Source organism: Cedecea neteri (assembly GCF_000757825.1).
Classification (GTDB): Bacteria; Pseudomonadota; Gammaproteobacteria; order Enterobacterales; family Enterobacteriaceae; genus Cedecea; species Cedecea selenatireducens.
In genome coordinates, this window is sequence record NZ_CP009451.1 from 2264407 (window position 1) to 2278288 (window position 13882).

Annotated in this window: 17 protein-coding genes; 15 read left to right on the forward strand and 2 right to left on the reverse strand. The window is 58.1% G+C overall.

Annotated features, from left to right (window positions below; all coding sequences use genetic code 11):
• The first annotated feature begins 105 nt into the window (after nucleotides 1-105).
• Genes phnF through phnP form a run of 11 tightly spaced genes read left to right on the forward strand, consistent with a single transcriptional unit; the run spans nucleotide 106 to nucleotide 8148 of the window.
• Nucleotides 106-831, forward strand: a complete 726-nt coding sequence (gene phnF / locus JT31_RS10450) for a phosphonate metabolism transcriptional regulator PhnF (protein WP_038476516.1) — start codon at nucleotides 106-108, stop codon at nucleotides 829-831.
• Complete coding sequence (phnG, locus tag JT31_RS10455) at nucleotides 832-1293, forward strand: phosphonate C-P lyase system protein PhnG (protein WP_038476519.1); 462 nt, start codon at nucleotides 832-834, stop codon at nucleotides 1291-1293.
• On the forward strand, nucleotides 1290-1874 hold the full coding sequence (gene phnH, locus JT31_RS10460) for a phosphonate C-P lyase system protein PhnH (RefSeq protein ID WP_038476522.1): 585 nt from the start codon (nucleotides 1290-1292) through the stop codon (nucleotides 1872-1874). The genes phnG and phnH overlap by 4 nt, the downstream gene beginning before the upstream one ends.
• A complete protein-coding gene (locus JT31_RS10465; RefSeq protein WP_038476525.1) occupies nucleotides 1874-2938 on the forward strand; it encodes a carbon-phosphorus lyase complex subunit PhnI in 1065 nt (354 codons plus the stop codon). The genes phnH and JT31_RS10465 overlap by 1 nt, the downstream gene beginning before the upstream one ends.
• Complete coding sequence (locus JT31_RS10470) at nucleotides 2931-3776, forward strand: alpha-D-ribose 1-methylphosphonate 5-phosphate C-P-lyase PhnJ (protein WP_008455722.1); 846 nt, start codon at nucleotides 2931-2933, stop codon at nucleotides 3774-3776. Before JT31_RS10465 ends, JT31_RS10470 begins: the two co-directional genes overlap by 8 nt.
• Nucleotides 3773-4531, forward strand: coding sequence for a phosphonate C-P lyase system protein PhnK (gene phnK, locus JT31_RS10475; RefSeq protein WP_038476528.1), 759 nt, complete (start codon nucleotides 3773-3775; stop codon nucleotides 4529-4531). The genes JT31_RS10470 and phnK overlap by 4 nt, the downstream gene beginning before the upstream one ends.
• A gap of 9 nt (nucleotides 4532-4540) precedes the next feature.
• The gene (gene phnL / locus JT31_RS10480) at nucleotides 4541-5245 is read left to right on the forward strand and encodes a phosphonate C-P lyase system protein PhnL (protein WP_038476531.1); all 705 of its coding nucleotides are present in this window, start codon (nucleotides 4541-4543) and stop codon (nucleotides 5243-5245) included.
• Nucleotides 5232-6368 (forward strand): alpha-D-ribose 1-methylphosphonate 5-triphosphate diphosphatase, encoded by a 1137-nt coding sequence (gene phnM, locus JT31_RS10485; RefSeq protein ID WP_038476534.1) that lies wholly within the window; start codon nucleotides 5232-5234, stop codon nucleotides 6366-6368. Before phnL ends, phnM begins: the two co-directional genes overlap by 14 nt.
• Nucleotides 6365-6952 (forward strand): ribose 1,5-bisphosphokinase, encoded by a 588-nt coding sequence (gene phnN, locus JT31_RS10490; protein WP_235212933.1) that lies wholly within the window; start codon nucleotides 6365-6367, stop codon nucleotides 6950-6952. Before phnM ends, phnN begins: the two co-directional genes overlap by 4 nt.
• Nucleotides 6945-7412: an aminoalkylphosphonate N-acetyltransferase gene (gene phnO, locus JT31_RS10495; protein ID WP_038476540.1), complete on the forward strand. Its 468-nt coding sequence runs from the start codon at nucleotides 6945-6947 to the stop codon at nucleotides 7410-7412. The genes phnN and phnO overlap by 8 nt, the downstream gene beginning before the upstream one ends.
• On the forward strand, nucleotides 7390-8148 hold the full coding sequence (gene phnP, locus JT31_RS10500; RefSeq protein ID WP_038476543.1) for a phosphonate metabolism protein PhnP: 759 nt from the start codon (nucleotides 7390-7392) through the stop codon (nucleotides 8146-8148). Before phnO ends, phnP begins: the two co-directional genes overlap by 23 nt.
• On the opposite strand, the gene yjdP is transcribed toward phnP, so the two are convergent.
• The gene (gene yjdP, locus JT31_RS10505; RefSeq protein ID WP_038476546.1) at nucleotides 8145-8465 is read right to left on the reverse strand and encodes a DDRRRQL repeat protein YjdP; all 321 of its coding nucleotides are present in this window, start codon (nucleotides 8463-8465) and stop codon (nucleotides 8145-8147) included. The genes phnP and yjdP overlap by 4 nt on opposite strands.
• A gap of 68 nt (nucleotides 8466-8533) precedes the next feature.
• The gene (rpiB, locus tag JT31_RS10510; protein ID WP_038476549.1) at nucleotides 8534-8983 is read right to left on the reverse strand and encodes a bifunctional allose-6-phosphate isomerase/ribose-5-phosphate isomerase RpiB; all 450 of its coding nucleotides are present in this window, start codon (nucleotides 8981-8983) and stop codon (nucleotides 8534-8536) included.
• 354 nt (nucleotides 8984-9337) lie between these two features.
• Here rpiB and JT31_RS10515 point away from each other — a divergent pair, with 354 nt between their 5' ends.
• The 4 genes from JT31_RS10515 to alsC all read left to right on the forward strand — a co-directional run bounded on the left by JT31_RS10515 (nucleotide 9338) and on the right by alsC (nucleotide 13873).
• A complete protein-coding gene (locus JT31_RS10515; protein ID WP_038476551.1) occupies nucleotides 9338-10228 on the forward strand; it encodes a MurR/RpiR family transcriptional regulator in 891 nt (296 codons plus the stop codon).
• A 55-nt stretch (nucleotides 10229-10283) separates the two neighbouring features.
• Complete coding sequence (gene alsB, locus JT31_RS10520; RefSeq protein ID WP_038483011.1) at nucleotides 10284-11219, forward strand: D-allose transporter substrate-binding protein; 936 nt, start codon at nucleotides 10284-10286, stop codon at nucleotides 11217-11219.
• Between the two features lie 162 nt (nucleotides 11220-11381).
• Nucleotides 11382-12914, forward strand: a complete 1533-nt coding sequence (alsA, locus tag JT31_RS10525) for a D-allose ABC transporter ATP-binding protein AlsA (protein WP_038476554.1) — start codon at nucleotides 11382-11384, stop codon at nucleotides 12912-12914.
• Nucleotides 12893-13873 carry a D-allose ABC transporter permease gene (gene alsC, locus JT31_RS10530; protein WP_038476559.1) on the forward strand — a complete coding sequence of 327 codons (981 nt, stop codon included), beginning with the start codon at nucleotides 12893-12895 and terminating at the stop codon, nucleotides 13871-13873. The genes alsA and alsC overlap by 22 nt, the downstream gene beginning before the upstream one ends.
• Nucleotides 13874-13882 lie beyond the last annotated feature (9 nt).

Here is a 13882-nt window from a genome sequence, read left to right on the forward strand (position 1 = left end):
AAGGAGGCCCGTGATGCAAACGACTCTTCACCTCATCAAGCAAACCCCCTGCACAGCCCTGCCGCTGCGTATTTGCTTTATCTGATTCGAGAGGCTTTGACTGTTATGCACTTGTCCAGACATCCGACCAGCTATCCAACCCGCTATCAGGAGATAGCCGCCCGGCTCGAACAGGAGCTGCGGAACAACTACCGCTGCGGCGACTACCTGCCCGCTGAAACCCAGCTTGCCGCCTACTATGAGGTTAATCGCCACACGCTCCGCCGCGCCATTGACGAGCTGGTCAACAAAGGCTGGGTGCAGCGCCGCCAGGGCGTTGGCGTGCTGGTGCTGATGCGCCCGTTTGACTACCCGCTTAACGCGCAGGCTCGCTTTAGCCAAAACCTTCTCGATCAGGGCAGCCACCCGACCAGCGAACGCCTGCTGGCGGTGATCCGCCCGGCCTCGCAGGATGTCGCAGATGCGCTGGGGCTGGCCGAGGGAGATAACGTTATTCACCTGCGCACCCTGCGCCGGGTCAACGGCATCGCGGTGTGCATCATCGACCACTATTTTTCCGAACAGAGCTGGTGGCCGACGCTGCAAACTTTCGGCAACGGATCGCTGCACGATTTTCTTCAGGCGGAATTAGGCATTGCCCTGACCCGCGCCCAAACCCGTATCAGCGCCCGCCGTTCTCAGGCCAAAGAGAGCCGCCTGCTGGAAATTCCCAACATGGCACCGCTGCTCTGTGTACGCACCCTTAATCACCGTGAAGGCGAGGCCAGAGCGACGGAATACTCCGTCAGCCTGACCCGTGCCGACATGATTGAATTCACCATGGAGCACTAAATGGACACCAGCCATTTCAACACCGAACAGCGCCGCGAGTGGATGGCGGTGCTGTCACACAGCCAACCGCAGGAGCTTCTCGAGCGCTGGAACAGCCTGAACATTAGCGCGGATTACACGCTGATTCGCGCGCCAGAAATCGGCCTGGTTCAGGTGCAAGCCCGCATGGGCGGCACCGGCCAGCGCTTCTTTACCGGTGACGCCACGCTGACCCGCTCGGTGGTCAAACTGGCGAGCGGAACCTACGGCTACAGCTACCTGCTTGGCCGGGATAAGCAGCACGCCGAATGCTGCGCGGTGATCGACGCCCTGATGCAGGAAACCGCGCATTTTCAAACGCTACAAGAAACCTTAATTGCACCGCTGGCGGCCAACCGTGAACAACGCCTTGCCGCTCGCCGTGCGGAAGTTAACAGCAGCCGCGTGGACTTCTTCACGCTGGTACGCGGAGACAACGCATGACACTAATGACCGCTTTTACCCTTCCGGTGCAGGACGCCCAGCAGAGTTTCCGTCGCCTGCTTAAAGCCATGAGCGAGCCGGGCGTGATTGTCGCGCTGACCTCGCTACAACAGGGCTGGCTGCCGCTGAACGTCGCCACCACCAGCGTACTGCTGACGCTGGCCGATAACGACACGCCGGTGTGGGTAGACGGCACGTTGGGCAACGATATTGCCGCACAGAATATTCGTTTTCACACCAATGCGCCGCTGTGCGAGCAGCCTGAACACGCGCAGTTTGCCGTCGCCAGCGATGCTATTTCTTCTGAACAGCTGAACCTGCTGGCCCAGGGCTGCGACATTGCCCCTGATACCAGCGCGACGCTGATCCTGCAGGTTTCCAGCCTGAGCGGCGGGCGCATGCTTCGCCTGACCGGCGCCGGGATCAACGAAGAACGCATGATTGCCCCACAGCTGCCGGAATGCGTGCTGCACGAACTGACCGAACGCCCGCATCCGTTCCCGCTGGGCATTGACCTGATTTTGACCTGTGGCGATCGCCTGCTGGCTATCCCACGGACCACCCACGTGGAGGTGTGCTGATGTACGTTGCCGTCAAAGGGGGCGAGAAGGCAATCTCCGCCGCCCACGCCCTGCAGGAGCGCAACCGACGCGGCGATGAAACGCTGAAGGAGCTGAGCGTCGCGCAAATAGAACAGCAGCTTGGCCTGGCGGTTGACCGCGTGATGACGGAAGGCGGCATCGCCGACCGGGAACTCGCCGCGCTGGCTATCAAGCAGGCCAGCGGCGACATGATTGAAGCCATTTTCCTGCTGCGCGCCTACCGCACAACCCTGCCGCGCCTGGCCGTTAGCGAGCCGCTGAACACCGCTGAGATGCGCCTCGAGCGCCGTATCTCCGCCGTTTATAAAGACGTCCCTGGCGGCCAGCTGCTGGGCCCAACCTATGACTACACGCACCGCCTGCTGGACTTCACGCTGCTGGCCAATGGCGAAGTGCCTGATGCAGAACCTGCCGACGAGCAAAGCGCCCCTTCTCCGCACGTGTTCAGCATGCTGGCAAAGCAGGGCCTGGCGAAAGTCGAAGAAGACGACGGCGCGCAGCCGGACGACATCACCCGCAACCCGCCGGTTTACCCGTGCTCGCGCTCTTCGCGCCTGCAGCAGCTGGTGCGCGGCGACGAAGGCTACCTGCTGGCGCTGGCTTACTCCACCCAGCGTGGCTACGGGCGTAACCACCCGTTTGCTGCCGAGATCCGCAGCGGCTACGTGGATATCGAAATTGTGCCGGAAGAGCTGGGTTTTGCGGTGAACATCGGCGAACTGCTGATGACAGAATGCGAAATGGTGAACGGCTTTGTCGCTCCCGAAGATGAAGCCCCGCACTTCACGCGCGGCTACGGTCTGGCATTCGGCATGAGCGAGCGCAAAACCATGGCGATGGCGCTGGTTGACCGCGCGCTCCAGGCTCCCGACTACGACGAAACCGTCGCAGGCCCGGCGCAGGACGAAGAATTTGTGTTATCCCACGCGGATAACGTGGAAGCGGCCGGCTTTGTGTCCCACCTCAAGCTGCCGCATTACGTAGATTTCCAGGCCGAACTGGAGCTGCTTAACCGCCTGATAAAGGAGCGAGCAAATGGCTAACCTGAGCGGCTATAACTTTGCCTATCTGGACGAGCAAACCAAACGCATGATCCGCCGCGCGATGCTGAAAGCCGTGGCGATCCCAGGTTACCAGGTGCCGTTTGGCGGCCGCGAAATGCCGATGCCTTACGGCTGGGGCACCGGCGGCATTCAGCTCACCGCCAGCCTGATTGGCGAGTCTGACGTGCTGAAGGTGATTGACCAGGGCGCGGACGACACCACTAACGCCGTCTCGATTCGTAACTTCTTCAAGCGCGTGACCGGCGTGAACACCACCGAGCGCACCGAAGACGCAACGCTGGTGCAGACCCGCCACCGCATCCCGGAAACGCCGCTGGTTGAAGACCAGATCCTGATATATCAGGTGCCGATCCCTGAACCGCTGCGCTTTATCGAGCCACGCGAAACGGAAACCCGCACCATGCACGCGCTGGAAGAGTACGGCGTGATGCAGGTGAAGCTGTACGAAGATATCGCCCGCTTCGGCCACATATCCACTACCTACGCGTACCCGGTGAAGGTGAACGATCGCTACGTGATGGACCCGTCGCCAATCCCGAAATTTGATAACCCGAAAATGCACATGTCCCCTGCGCTGCAGCTGTTTGGCGCCGGGCGCGAAAAACGTATTTACGCCGTGCCGCCGTTTACCCGCGTAGAGAGCCTCGACTTCGACGACCATCCTTTCCAGGTCCAGGAATGGGAAGAGCCGTGCGCAATCTGCGGGTCACGCCACAGCTACCTTGATGAAGTGGTGCTCGACGACGCGGGCAACCGCATGTTCGTCTGCTCCGATACCGACTACTGCCGCCAGAACAGTGAGGCCTCTCAGTCATGACCAGTCCGCTACTTTCGGTGAATAACCTCACCCACCTCTATGCGCCCGGTAAAGGCTTTATGGACGTGTCGTTCGACCTCTGGCCCGGTGAAGTGCTGGGCATCGTGGGCGAGTCCGGCTCCGGTAAAACGACGCTGCTGAAGGCGATTTCCGCCCGCCTTGCGCCGCAGGAAGGGGAAGTGATTTACCTCGACAGCTCGCTGTACGGGATGTCGGAAGGCGAACGCCGCCGCCTGCTGCGCACCGAATGGGGTGTGGTACACCAGCATCCGATGGACGGCCTGCGCCGCCACGTTTCTGCCGGCGGTAACATCGGCGAGCGCCTGATGGCAACCGGGGCGCGCCACTACGGCGACATTCGCGCCACCGCCCAGCGCTGGCTGGAAGAAGTCGAAATCCCTGCATCACGCATCGACGACCTGCCGACCACGTTTTCCGGCGGGATGCAGCAGCGCCTGCAGATCGCCCGCAACCTGGTGACCCATCCGAAGCTGGTATTTATGGATGAGCCCACCGGCGGGCTGGATGTTTCAGTGCAGGCGCGCCTGCTCGACCTGCTGCGCGGCCTGGTAGTGGAGCTGAACCTGGCCGTGGTGATTGTCACCCACGATCTGGGCGTGGCTCGCCTGCTGGCCGACCGCCTGCTGGTGATGAAACAGGGCAAAGTGGTGGAAAGTGGGCTGACCGACCGCGTACTGGACGACCCGCATCACCCGTATACCCAGCTTTTGGTGTCCTCCGTCCTTCAGAATTAGGTACTCGCTATGACCAGAATACGGGTTGAAAACCTGAGCAAAACCTTTGTCCTGCACCACCAGCACGGTATTCGCCTGCCGGTGCTGGCGGACGCTTCGCTGGAAGTTAAAGGCGGAGAATGCGTGGTGCTGCACGGCCACTCCGGCAGCGGGAAATCCACCCTGCTGCGCTCGCTGTACGCCAACTACCTGCCGGATGAAGGACACATCTGGGTTAAGCACAACGACGAATGGCTCGACATCGTGCAGGCTCCGGCGCGTGAAGTGCTGGCGGTGCGTCGCCAGACCATCGGCTGGGTAAGCCAGTTCCTGCGCGTTATTCCGCGAATTTCCGCGCTCGAAGTCGTCATGCAGCCGCTGCTTGATTTGGGCGTGCCGCGTGAAGAGTGCGAGAAAAAAGCCGCCAGCCTGCTGACCCGCCTCAACGTGCCTGAACGCCTGTGGCACCTGGCGCCGTCGACCTTTTCCGGCGGCGAACAGCAGCGCGTGAACATCGCTCGCGGCTTTATTGTCGACTACCCGATTTTACTGCTGGACGAGCCAACCGCCTCGCTGGACGCCAGGAACAGCGCCGCCGTGGTGGCTTTGATTCAGGAAGCAAAAGCACGTGGAGCGGCCATCGTCGGCATCTTCCACGATGAAGCAGTACGTGAACAGGTGGCCGACCGCCTGCATACGATGTCCGCGATGGAGCCCCAACATGATAATCAATAACGTTCGCCTCGTACTGGAAGAAGAAGTAGTCAGTGGCTCGCTGGAAGTGGCCGACGGTTTGATTCGCAACTTTGCCGAGACCCAAAGCCAGCTGCCGGGCGCACACGACGGCGGCGGCGGCTGGCTGCTGCCGGGGCTGATTGAGCTGCACACGGATAACCTGGATAAATTCTTCACCCCACGGCCAAAGGTTGACTGGCCGGCGCACTCCGCCATGAGCAGCCACGACGCGCTGATGGTAGCGAGCGGCATCACCACCGTGCTGGACGCCGTTGCCATCGGCGACGTGCGCGACGGCGGCGACCGCCTGGAAAACCTCGAAAAAATGATCAACGCCGTGGAGGATACGCAAAAACGCGGCCTCAACCGCGCCGAACACCGCCTGCACCTGCGCTGCGAGCTGCCGCACCACACCACGCTGCCGCTGTTCGACAAGCTGGTAGACCGCGAACTGGTGTCCCTCGTTTCGCTGATGGACCACTCGCCGGGCCAGCGCCAGTACGCGGAACTCTCGAAATACCGCGACTATTATCAGGGCAAATACCATCTCACCAACGAGCAGATGGATCGGTTTGAGGAAGAGCAGCTGACGCTGGCGGCGCGCTGGTCACAGCCAAACCGCCAGGCCATTGCCGCCCGCTGTCGCGACCGCAATATTGCCCTCGCCAGCCATGACGATGCCACCTCCGCCCACGTTGTAGAATCCCACGAAATCGGCAGCGTGATCGCCGAGTTCCCGACCACGCTGGAAGCCGCGGAAGCTTCTCGTCGCCACGGCATGAGCGTGCTGATGGGCGCACCGAACATCGTGCGCGGCGGCTCTCACTCCGGCAACGTGGCGGCCAGCCATCTGGCCCAGGCCGGGCTGCTGGATATTCTCTCCTCGGATTACTATCCGGCGAGCCTGCTGGATGCGGCCTTCCGCGTGGCGCACGACGACAGCAACAGCTTCACGCTGGCTCAGGCGGTAAACCTTGTGACGCGCAACCCTGCAAGGGCGCTGAACCTGGCCGACCGTGGGACGCTGGCGGAAGGTAAACGAGCGGATCTGGTGCTGGCACATATGCACGGCGACCATATCCACGTCGATCACGTCTGGCGCCAGGGAACGCGGGTGTTCTGATGAGTAAATTAATCTGGCTGATGGGCCCATCCGGCTCCGGTAAAGACAGCCTGCTGAGCGCCCTGCGCCAGCAGGAGCATGCCAGACTGCTGGTGGCGCACCGCTATATAACCCGCGCCGCCGACGCAGGCTGCGAGAACCACATTGCGCTGAGCGCAAAAGAGTTTGAACAGCGTCAGCAACTGGGGCTGTTCGCCCTGAGCTGGCAGGCGCACGAGCAGTCCTACGGCGTCGGCGTGGAAATGGATATATGGCTCGAGACCGGATTTGACGTGGTGGTTAACGGCTCGCGCCAGCACCTGAAGCAGGCGCGGGAACGCTATGGCGATGGGCTGGTGCCCATCTGCCTGCAGGTTTCTGCCAGTGTGCTGCGCCAACGGCTGGAGCAGCGCGGCAGGGAAAATGCGGAACAGATCGAGCAGCGGCTGCAGCGCGCGGCGCTCTATGCGCCAGAGGGCGGAGATTGTCTGGTACTCAACAACGACGGGAGTCTGCTACAGTCAGCCGAATTATTTATGCGGCTGTTAGCCCAGCACCGCTCGAACGTTATCCCTCTTCACCGCAAGGAGCCCCGCCATGTCTGATGTTGTTAAGTTAAAAGCCGCCGCTATCGAAGACAGCGATACCGTTTACCGCATGATTTGCGAGCTAAAGCAGGCTCAGGCCGACCGCCCAGGCTTTAACGCCTGTTTTACCGAGAACCTGCGCGACCCGAATATCTTTTATCAGCTGGCATGGCTGGGGAATAAAGCCGTAGGGATGATTAGCCTGCACCTGCAATACCATCTACACCACGGCCGCCGCATTGGCGAGATCCAGGAGCTGGTAGTGCTGGAAGAAGCCCGCGGCCACGGCGTCGGCAAACAGCTGCTTGCCTGGGCCGAAGAGCAGGCACGTAAAGCCGATGCCGAGCTGACGGAGCTGTCGACCAGCACCGGGCGCAAAGACGCTCACCGCTTCTACGAGCGTGAAGGCTACCGCGCCACCCATATCCGCTTTACCAAACCGGTGGAGACACCTGATGACGCTCACGCTAACGCTTAGCGGCACCGGCGGGGCGCAGCTTGTTCCCGCCTGGGGCTGCGGCTGCGCGGCCTGTGCACGGGCGTGCAGCAACCCCGCTCATCGCCGCCGTCCGTGCAGCGCGGTAATCAGGTATAACGACGCGGTTACGCTGGTGGATGCGGGGCTACCCGATCTGATGGAGAGCTGGCAGCCCGGTGATTTTCAGCAGTTTTTGCTCACCCACTACCATATGGATCACGTCCAGGGGTTGTTCCCGCTGCGCTGGGGCGTGGGCGAGAAAATCCCGGTTTACGGCCCGCCGGATGAACAGGGCTGCGACGATCTGTTTAAACATCCTGGCCTGCTGGATTTTAGCCATACCGTGGAGCCGTTTGTTGCCTTTACCCTTCAGGCGCTGCGCGTCACGCCGCTGCCGCTGCTGCACTCAAAGCTGACGTTTGGTTATCTGTTTGAAACGGCCTACAGCAGGCTGGCGTGGCTGAGCGATACGGCGGGGCTGCCGGACAAAACCCTGAAGTTTCTGGCCGCCAACCGCCCGGAAGTGGTGGTGATAGATTGCAGCCGCGAACCCTGGCCAGAAACGCCAAAAAATCACTGTGACTTAACGACCGTCATCGCGCTGAACGAACAGATTGGTAGCCCCCGAGTCGTGCTGACGCACATCAGCCACCAGTTTGATGAATGGCTGATGCACAACTCGCTTCCCGCTGGCTTTGAAGCTGGTTTTGACGGCATGGAAATCGTGCTGGATTAACGGTCGTCGTCGTCCTGCAGGCGCCGCTCATCGTCATCCAACTGCTGGCGTTCACGGTCAAGCTGGTTCTGGCGGTCATCAAGGCTGCGACGCCTGTCTTCCAGCTGGCGGTAGCGCGCTTCATCCTGGCGGCTGAGCCTGCGCTGAGCCGCTTCGTCATCGCTATCGTCATGATAAACGCGGTCGTCGCCGGGTTTATAAGCATCGCTAAACGCCTGCTGGATATTGCCAATGGCGTCATCAATCACGTCGGCCTGCGCGAACTGCGAGGCCAGGTACAGCGTGCCGAGCAGCAGCGCGGCGGCATAAGGTTTCATCGGTCAGTCTCCGGAATGGACTGGCCTCAGCGTAGTCAGCCGGCCTCACGCGCAGTAGCGGAGGAATCTCAAATTCCCGGCGATTCCAGCGCGCTTATAGCCTCGACCCTCGCCTGATGTCGTCCGCCTTCAAACTGCCCGCTTAACCACGCGTCGACGATCATTTTGGCCAAATCCAGCCCGACGACTCGTGAGCCGAAGGCCAGCACGTTGGTGTTATTGTGCTGGCGGGAAAGCAACGCAGAATAAGGCTCGCTGCACACCACCGCCCGGATGCCGGGAAACTTGTTGGCGGTGATAGATATGCCCACGCCGGTGCCGCAAATCAAAATGCCGCCCTCGGCTTCGCCGTTTACCACGGCCTGCGCTACGGCGCTGGCGTAAAGCGGGTAATCTGTACGCTCCCCGGACCAGGTCCCTTTGTCCAGCACCTCAATCCCTTTTTCCTCAAGATGCGCCACAATTTCTGCCTTCAGCAGGAAGCCGACGTGATCGCAGCCAAATGCAATTTTTTTCATTTTATCCTCACCGTAACCGTCACTTTACGAACCCGGCGACTTTTGTGATTTAAGACCGGTTCACTGCCCAATTAATCGGCAAAATCGCCGGGTTCGTGGCTATTTCTACACCGTTCAGCTTCACAACACAATGTCGATTACGGCTAATTACCTAACAGTAGCCAGCATCACACAACGAAAGGCAAGCAATAAACCTATTGCTTTTCAAATGGATAACTCATTAAGGCCAAAAACAAAACTTCACAAAAAATAAAACTTTATGAATTAATTATTTTTGTGAAGTTGTCAGCATATTTTCTGCTCACGCTGTGATGTTATAGTGGCGTCTTCACTCTACGGACACGAGAGAACAGGATGAGTCAGTCAGATATTGATTCACAACAGCCGTTCGGCATCGGCCTTGCCCCCTGGCTGCGCATGAAGCAGGAGGGGATGACGGACAACGAAAGCCGTATCGTCGACTGGTTGTTAAAGCCCGGTAATCTGAGCGATGCCCCGGCGATTAAAGACGTTGCCGAAGCCCTTGCGGTGTCGGAAGCGATGATTGTGAAGGTGTCGAAACTGCTGGGTTTCAGCGGTTTTCGTAACCTGCGCAGCGCGCTGGTCGCCTACTTTTCCGAGTCAGAGCAGGTGCTGCCGACCGAGCTGGCGTTCGACGAAGCGCCGCAGGACGTGGTCAATAAGGTGTTTAACATTACCTTACGCACCATTATGGAAGGTCAGTCGATCGTTAACGTCGACGAGATTCATCGCGCGGCACGCTATTTCGCGCAGGCAAAACAGCGTGATTTGTACGGCGTTGGCGGCTCGAACTCCATATGTAACGACATCCAGCACAAGTTCCTGCGCATCGGCGTGCGCTGCCAGGCCTATCAGGATGCGCACATCATGATGATGTCGGCCTCGCTGCTTAAAGAAGGTGACGTGGTGCTGGTGGTTTCCCACTCAGGGCGCACCGGCGATTTAAAAGCGGCGGTTGAGCTGGCGAAAAAGAACGGCGCAAAAATAATTTGCATTACCCATAGCTATCATTCACCTATAGCACGGCTGGCCGATTTTATTATTTGTTCGCCAGCCCCAGAGACGCCTTTATTAGGCCGCAACGCCTCCGCGCGTATATTACAATTAACGTTACTCGATGCTTTATTTGTTTCAGTCGCACAGCAAAACATTGAACAGGCAACATTAAATATGCAAAAAACCGGCGCTATTGTGGATTTCTTTTCACCTGGCGCGCTGAAGTAAAAAAGAGATCCCGTGTGAGCGGGATCTGACTGCACCCTACACTGAGAATATGATTATGAATAAATATCTGAAAATATTCAGCGGCGCTGCTATGGGCCTGATGTTATCCACCAGCGCTTTTGCCGCTGCCGATTACGCGGTGGTATTAAAAACATTATCCAACCCTTATTGGGTGGATATGAAAAAAGGTATTGAAGATGAAGCCAAAACGCTGGGCGTTAGCGTTGATATTTTTGCTTCACCTTCGGAGGGTGATTTCCAGTCGCAATTACAGCTTTTTGAAGATTTAACGAATAAAAAATACAAAGGCATCGCTTTTGCGCCGCTTTCCTCGGTAAATCTCGTGGTGCCCGTGGCGAACGCCTGGAAGAAAGGCATTTACCTGGTCAACCTCGATGAAAAAATCGATATGGATAACCTGAAAAAAGCCGGCGGTAACGTCGAAGCCTTTGTTACCACCGATAACGTCGCGGTCGGCGCGAAGGGCGCAGGCTTCATCATCGATAAGCTTGGTGCCGCGGGCGGTGAAGTGGCAATTATCGAAGGGAAAGCAGGTAATGCCTCCGGCGAAGCCCGCCGCGTGGGAGCCAGCGGTGCGTTTAAAAAAGCCAGCCAGATTAAGCTCGTCGCCAGCCAACCCGCAGACTGGGACCGCATCAAGGCGCTCGACGTGGCGACCAACGTACTGCAGCGTAACCCAAACCTGAAAGCCTTCTATTGTGCGAACGACACGATGGCAATGGGCGTAGCGCAGGCGGTAGCCAACGCCGGTAAAAACGGAAAAGTGCTGGTCGTCGGCACCGACGGTATTCCGGAAGCACGCAAAATGGTTGATGCAGGGCAGATGACCGCCACCGTTGCCCAAAATCCGGGTGACATCGGTGCGACCGGCCTGAAGCTACTGGTTGACGCGGCAAAAACCGGCAAGGTGATTGCGCTGGATAAAGCGCCGCAGTTCAGCCTGGTGGATTCGGTGCTGGTGACGAAATAGTTTCTGGTCTGAGTGGCCTGATGCCCTCACCCCGGCCCTCTCCCACAGGGAGAGGGGAAAAGAGTACTAAAAGAAAAGCGGTGGCAGTAGTTATTCCCTCTCCCCTATGGGGAGAGGGTTAGGGTGAGGGGAAACCTTCGCTAAAAATGATTGAGGCTCGTCATGGTCACGCCATACATTGCAATGGCGGGGATCGGCAAATCCTTTGGTCCGGTTCACGCATTAAAATCGGTTGATTTAACAATATTCCCCGGCGAAATTCACGCCCTTCTCGGGGAAAATGGTGCAGGTAAATCAACCCTGATGAAAGTCCTGTCGGGTATTCATGAACCGACCAAAGGCACCATTACGATTAATAATGTTAATTATGAAAAGCTCGATCATAAATTAGCGGCTCAGCTCGGCATTGGCATTATTTATCAAGAACTCAGCGTCATTGATGAATTAACCGTTTTAGAAAACCTTTATATTGGTCGCCATACAACAAAAAAAGTCTTCGGGATTAATATTGTTGACTGGAAAGAGATGCGTATTCGCGCCGCGATGATGCTTTTACGTGTCGGTTTAAAAGTGGATCTCGATGAAAAGGTGGGTAATTTATCCATCAGTCACAAGCAAATGCTAGAAATTGCCAAAACATTAATGCTGGACGCCAAAGTTATTATTATGGATGAACCCACCTCTTCTTTAACCAATAAAGAAGTGGATTATCTTTTTCTCATCATGAACCAGCTGCGTAAAGAAGGCACGGCGATGGTGTATATCTCCCATAAGCTTGCCGAAATCCGCCGTATCTGCGACCGCTACACGGTGATGAAGGACGGCAGCAGCGTCTGCAGCGGCCTGGTCGGCGACGTCTCCAACGACGACATTGTGCGCCTGATGGTTGGCCGCGAGCTGCAAAACCGCTTTAGCGCGATGAAAGAGAGCGCCGGGAACGTGGAGCGTGACGTGGTGTTTGAGGTGAAGAATGTCACCAGCCGCGACCGCAAAAAGGTGAAAGGCATTTCGTTCAGCGTCAACCGTGGCGAGATCCTGGGCTTTTCCGGCCTCGTAGGCTCCGGGCGCACCGAGCTGATGGACTGCCTGTTCGGCGTCGACAAACGCTCATCAGGGGAAATTCTGCTTAACGGCAAGAACATTTCACCCCGCTCGCCGATGGATGCGCTGAAAAAAGGCATGGGCTACATCACCGAAAGCCGCCGGGATAACGGCTTCTTCGCCAACTTCTCCATTGCGCAGAACATGGCCGTCAGCCAGAGCCTCAAGCGCGGCGGCTACAAAGGCGCGATGGGGCTGTTTAACGAAGCCGAAGAACGAAAAATTGCCGAAGCTCAGCGCCAGCTGCTGGCGCTCAAATGCCACAGCGTCGATCAGAACATTACCGAGCTTTCCGGCGGCAACCAGCAGAAGGTACTGATTTCTAAGTGGCTGTGCTGCAACCCGGAAGTGCTTATCTTCGATGAGCCTACGCGTGGGATCGACGTCGGCGCTAAGGCCGAAATTTACAAAGTAATGAGGCAGCTGGCGGATGACGGAAAGGTCATTCTGATGGTGTCGTCTGAGCTTCCCGAAATTATCGCCGTCTGCGACCGCATTGCCGTGTTCTGCGAAGGGCGGCTGACGCAAATCCTGACCAATCGCGACGATATCAGCGAAGAGGAGATTATGGCATGGGCATTACCACAAGAATGAAACGCGAAGAAAGTGAGAAAAAGCCGTTCAATTTCGCCCAGTTCTGGGACAAATACGGCACCTTTTTCATCCTCGCGATTATCGTCGCCATCTTCGGCACGCTCTCCGCCGAGTACTTCCTGACGGCCAGCAACATCAGCGCCATCTTCGTGCAAAGCTCGGTGACCGTGCTTATCGGCATGGGGGAGTTCTTCGCCATTCTGGTAGCGGGAATCGATCTGTCGGTTGGGGCGATTCTGGCACTTTCCGGCATGGTGACCGCCAAACTGATGCTGGCTGGCGTGGATCCGTTCCTCGCGGCGCTGATTGGCGGCGTGATTGTCGGCGGGCTGCTCGGGGCGATTAACGGCTGCCTGGTAAACTGGACAGGGCTGCATCCGTTCATCATCACGCTTGGCACCAACGCCATCTTCCGGGGCATCACGCTGGTTATTTCCGACGCCAACTCGGTGTACGGCTTCTCGTTCGACTTCGTGAATTTCTTCGCCGCCACGCCGTTAGGCATTCCGGTGCCGGTGATCTTCTCGCTGATTGTCGCCGGGATACTATGGTTCTTGACCACCCGCACGCGCCTGGGCCGCAACATTTACGCCCTCGGCGGCAATAAGAACTCGGCGTTCTACTCCGGCATCGACGTGAAGTTCCACATGCTGGTGGTGTTCATCATCTCCGGCATCTGCGCCGGGCTGGCGGGCGTGGTCTCTACCGCGCGTCTTGGGGCGGCAGAACCCCTTGCGGGCATGGGGTTTGAAACCTACGCCATCGCCAGCGCGATCATCGGCGGCACCAGCTTCTTCGGCGGCAAAGGCCGAATTTTCTCGGTGGTGATTGGCGGCCTGATTATCGGCACCATCAACAACGGGCTCAACATTCTCCAGGTACAAACCTATTACCAGCTGGTGGTGATGGGCGGGCTGATCATCGCCGCGGTGGCCCTGGATAGACTAATTAGCAAATAAGGATCTCAT

Bases quoted from the DNA above. Each gene is read 5' to 3' on its own strand.
- yjdP (WP_038476546.1), bottom strand. From the start codon at position 8,465: ATGAAACCTTATGCCGCCGCGCTGCTGCTCGGCACGCTGTACCTGGCC.
- rpiB (WP_038476549.1), bottom strand. From the start codon at position 8,983: ATGAAAAAAATTGCATTTGGCTGCGATCACGTCGGCTTCCTGCTGAAG.
- JT31_RS10470 (WP_008455722.1), top strand. From the start codon at position 2,931: ATGGCTAACCTGAGCGGCTATAACTTTGCCTATCTGGACGAGCAAACC.
- phnL (WP_038476531.1), top strand. From the start codon at position 4,541: ATGACCAGAATACGGGTTGAAAACCTGAGCAAAACCTTTGTCCTGCAC.
- phnG (WP_038476519.1), top strand. From the start codon at position 832: ATGGACACCAGCCATTTCAACACCGAACAGCGCCGCGAGTGGATGGCG.
- phnM (WP_038476534.1), top strand. From the start codon at position 5,232: ATGATAATCAATAACGTTCGCCTCGTACTGGAAGAAGAAGTAGTCAGT.
- alsC (WP_038476559.1), top strand. From the start codon at position 12,893: ATGGGCATTACCACAAGAATGAAACGCGAAGAAAGTGAGAAAAAGCCG.
- alsB (WP_038483011.1), top strand. From the start codon at position 10,284: ATGAATAAATATCTGAAAATATTCAGCGGCGCTGCTATGGGCCTGATG.
- JT31_RS10515 (WP_038476551.1), top strand. From the start codon at position 9,338: ATGAGTCAGTCAGATATTGATTCACAACAGCCGTTCGGCATCGGCCTT.
- phnP (WP_038476543.1), top strand. From the start codon at position 7,390: ATGACGCTCACGCTAACGCTTAGCGGCACCGGCGGGGCGCAGCTTGTT.
- JT31_RS10465 (WP_038476525.1), top strand. From the start codon at position 1,874: ATGTACGTTGCCGTCAAAGGGGGCGAGAAGGCAATCTCCGCCGCCCAC.
- phnF (WP_038476516.1), top strand. From the start codon at position 106: ATGCACTTGTCCAGACATCCGACCAGCTATCCAACCCGCTATCAGGAG.
- phnO (WP_038476540.1), top strand. From the start codon at position 6,945: ATGTCTGATGTTGTTAAGTTAAAAGCCGCCGCTATCGAAGACAGCGAT.
- phnK (WP_038476528.1), top strand. From the start codon at position 3,773: ATGACCAGTCCGCTACTTTCGGTGAATAACCTCACCCACCTCTATGCG.
- phnH (WP_038476522.1), top strand. From the start codon at position 1,290: ATGACACTAATGACCGCTTTTACCCTTCCGGTGCAGGACGCCCAGCAG.
- alsA (WP_038476554.1), top strand. From the start codon at position 11,382: ATGGTCACGCCATACATTGCAATGGCGGGGATCGGCAAATCCTTTGGT.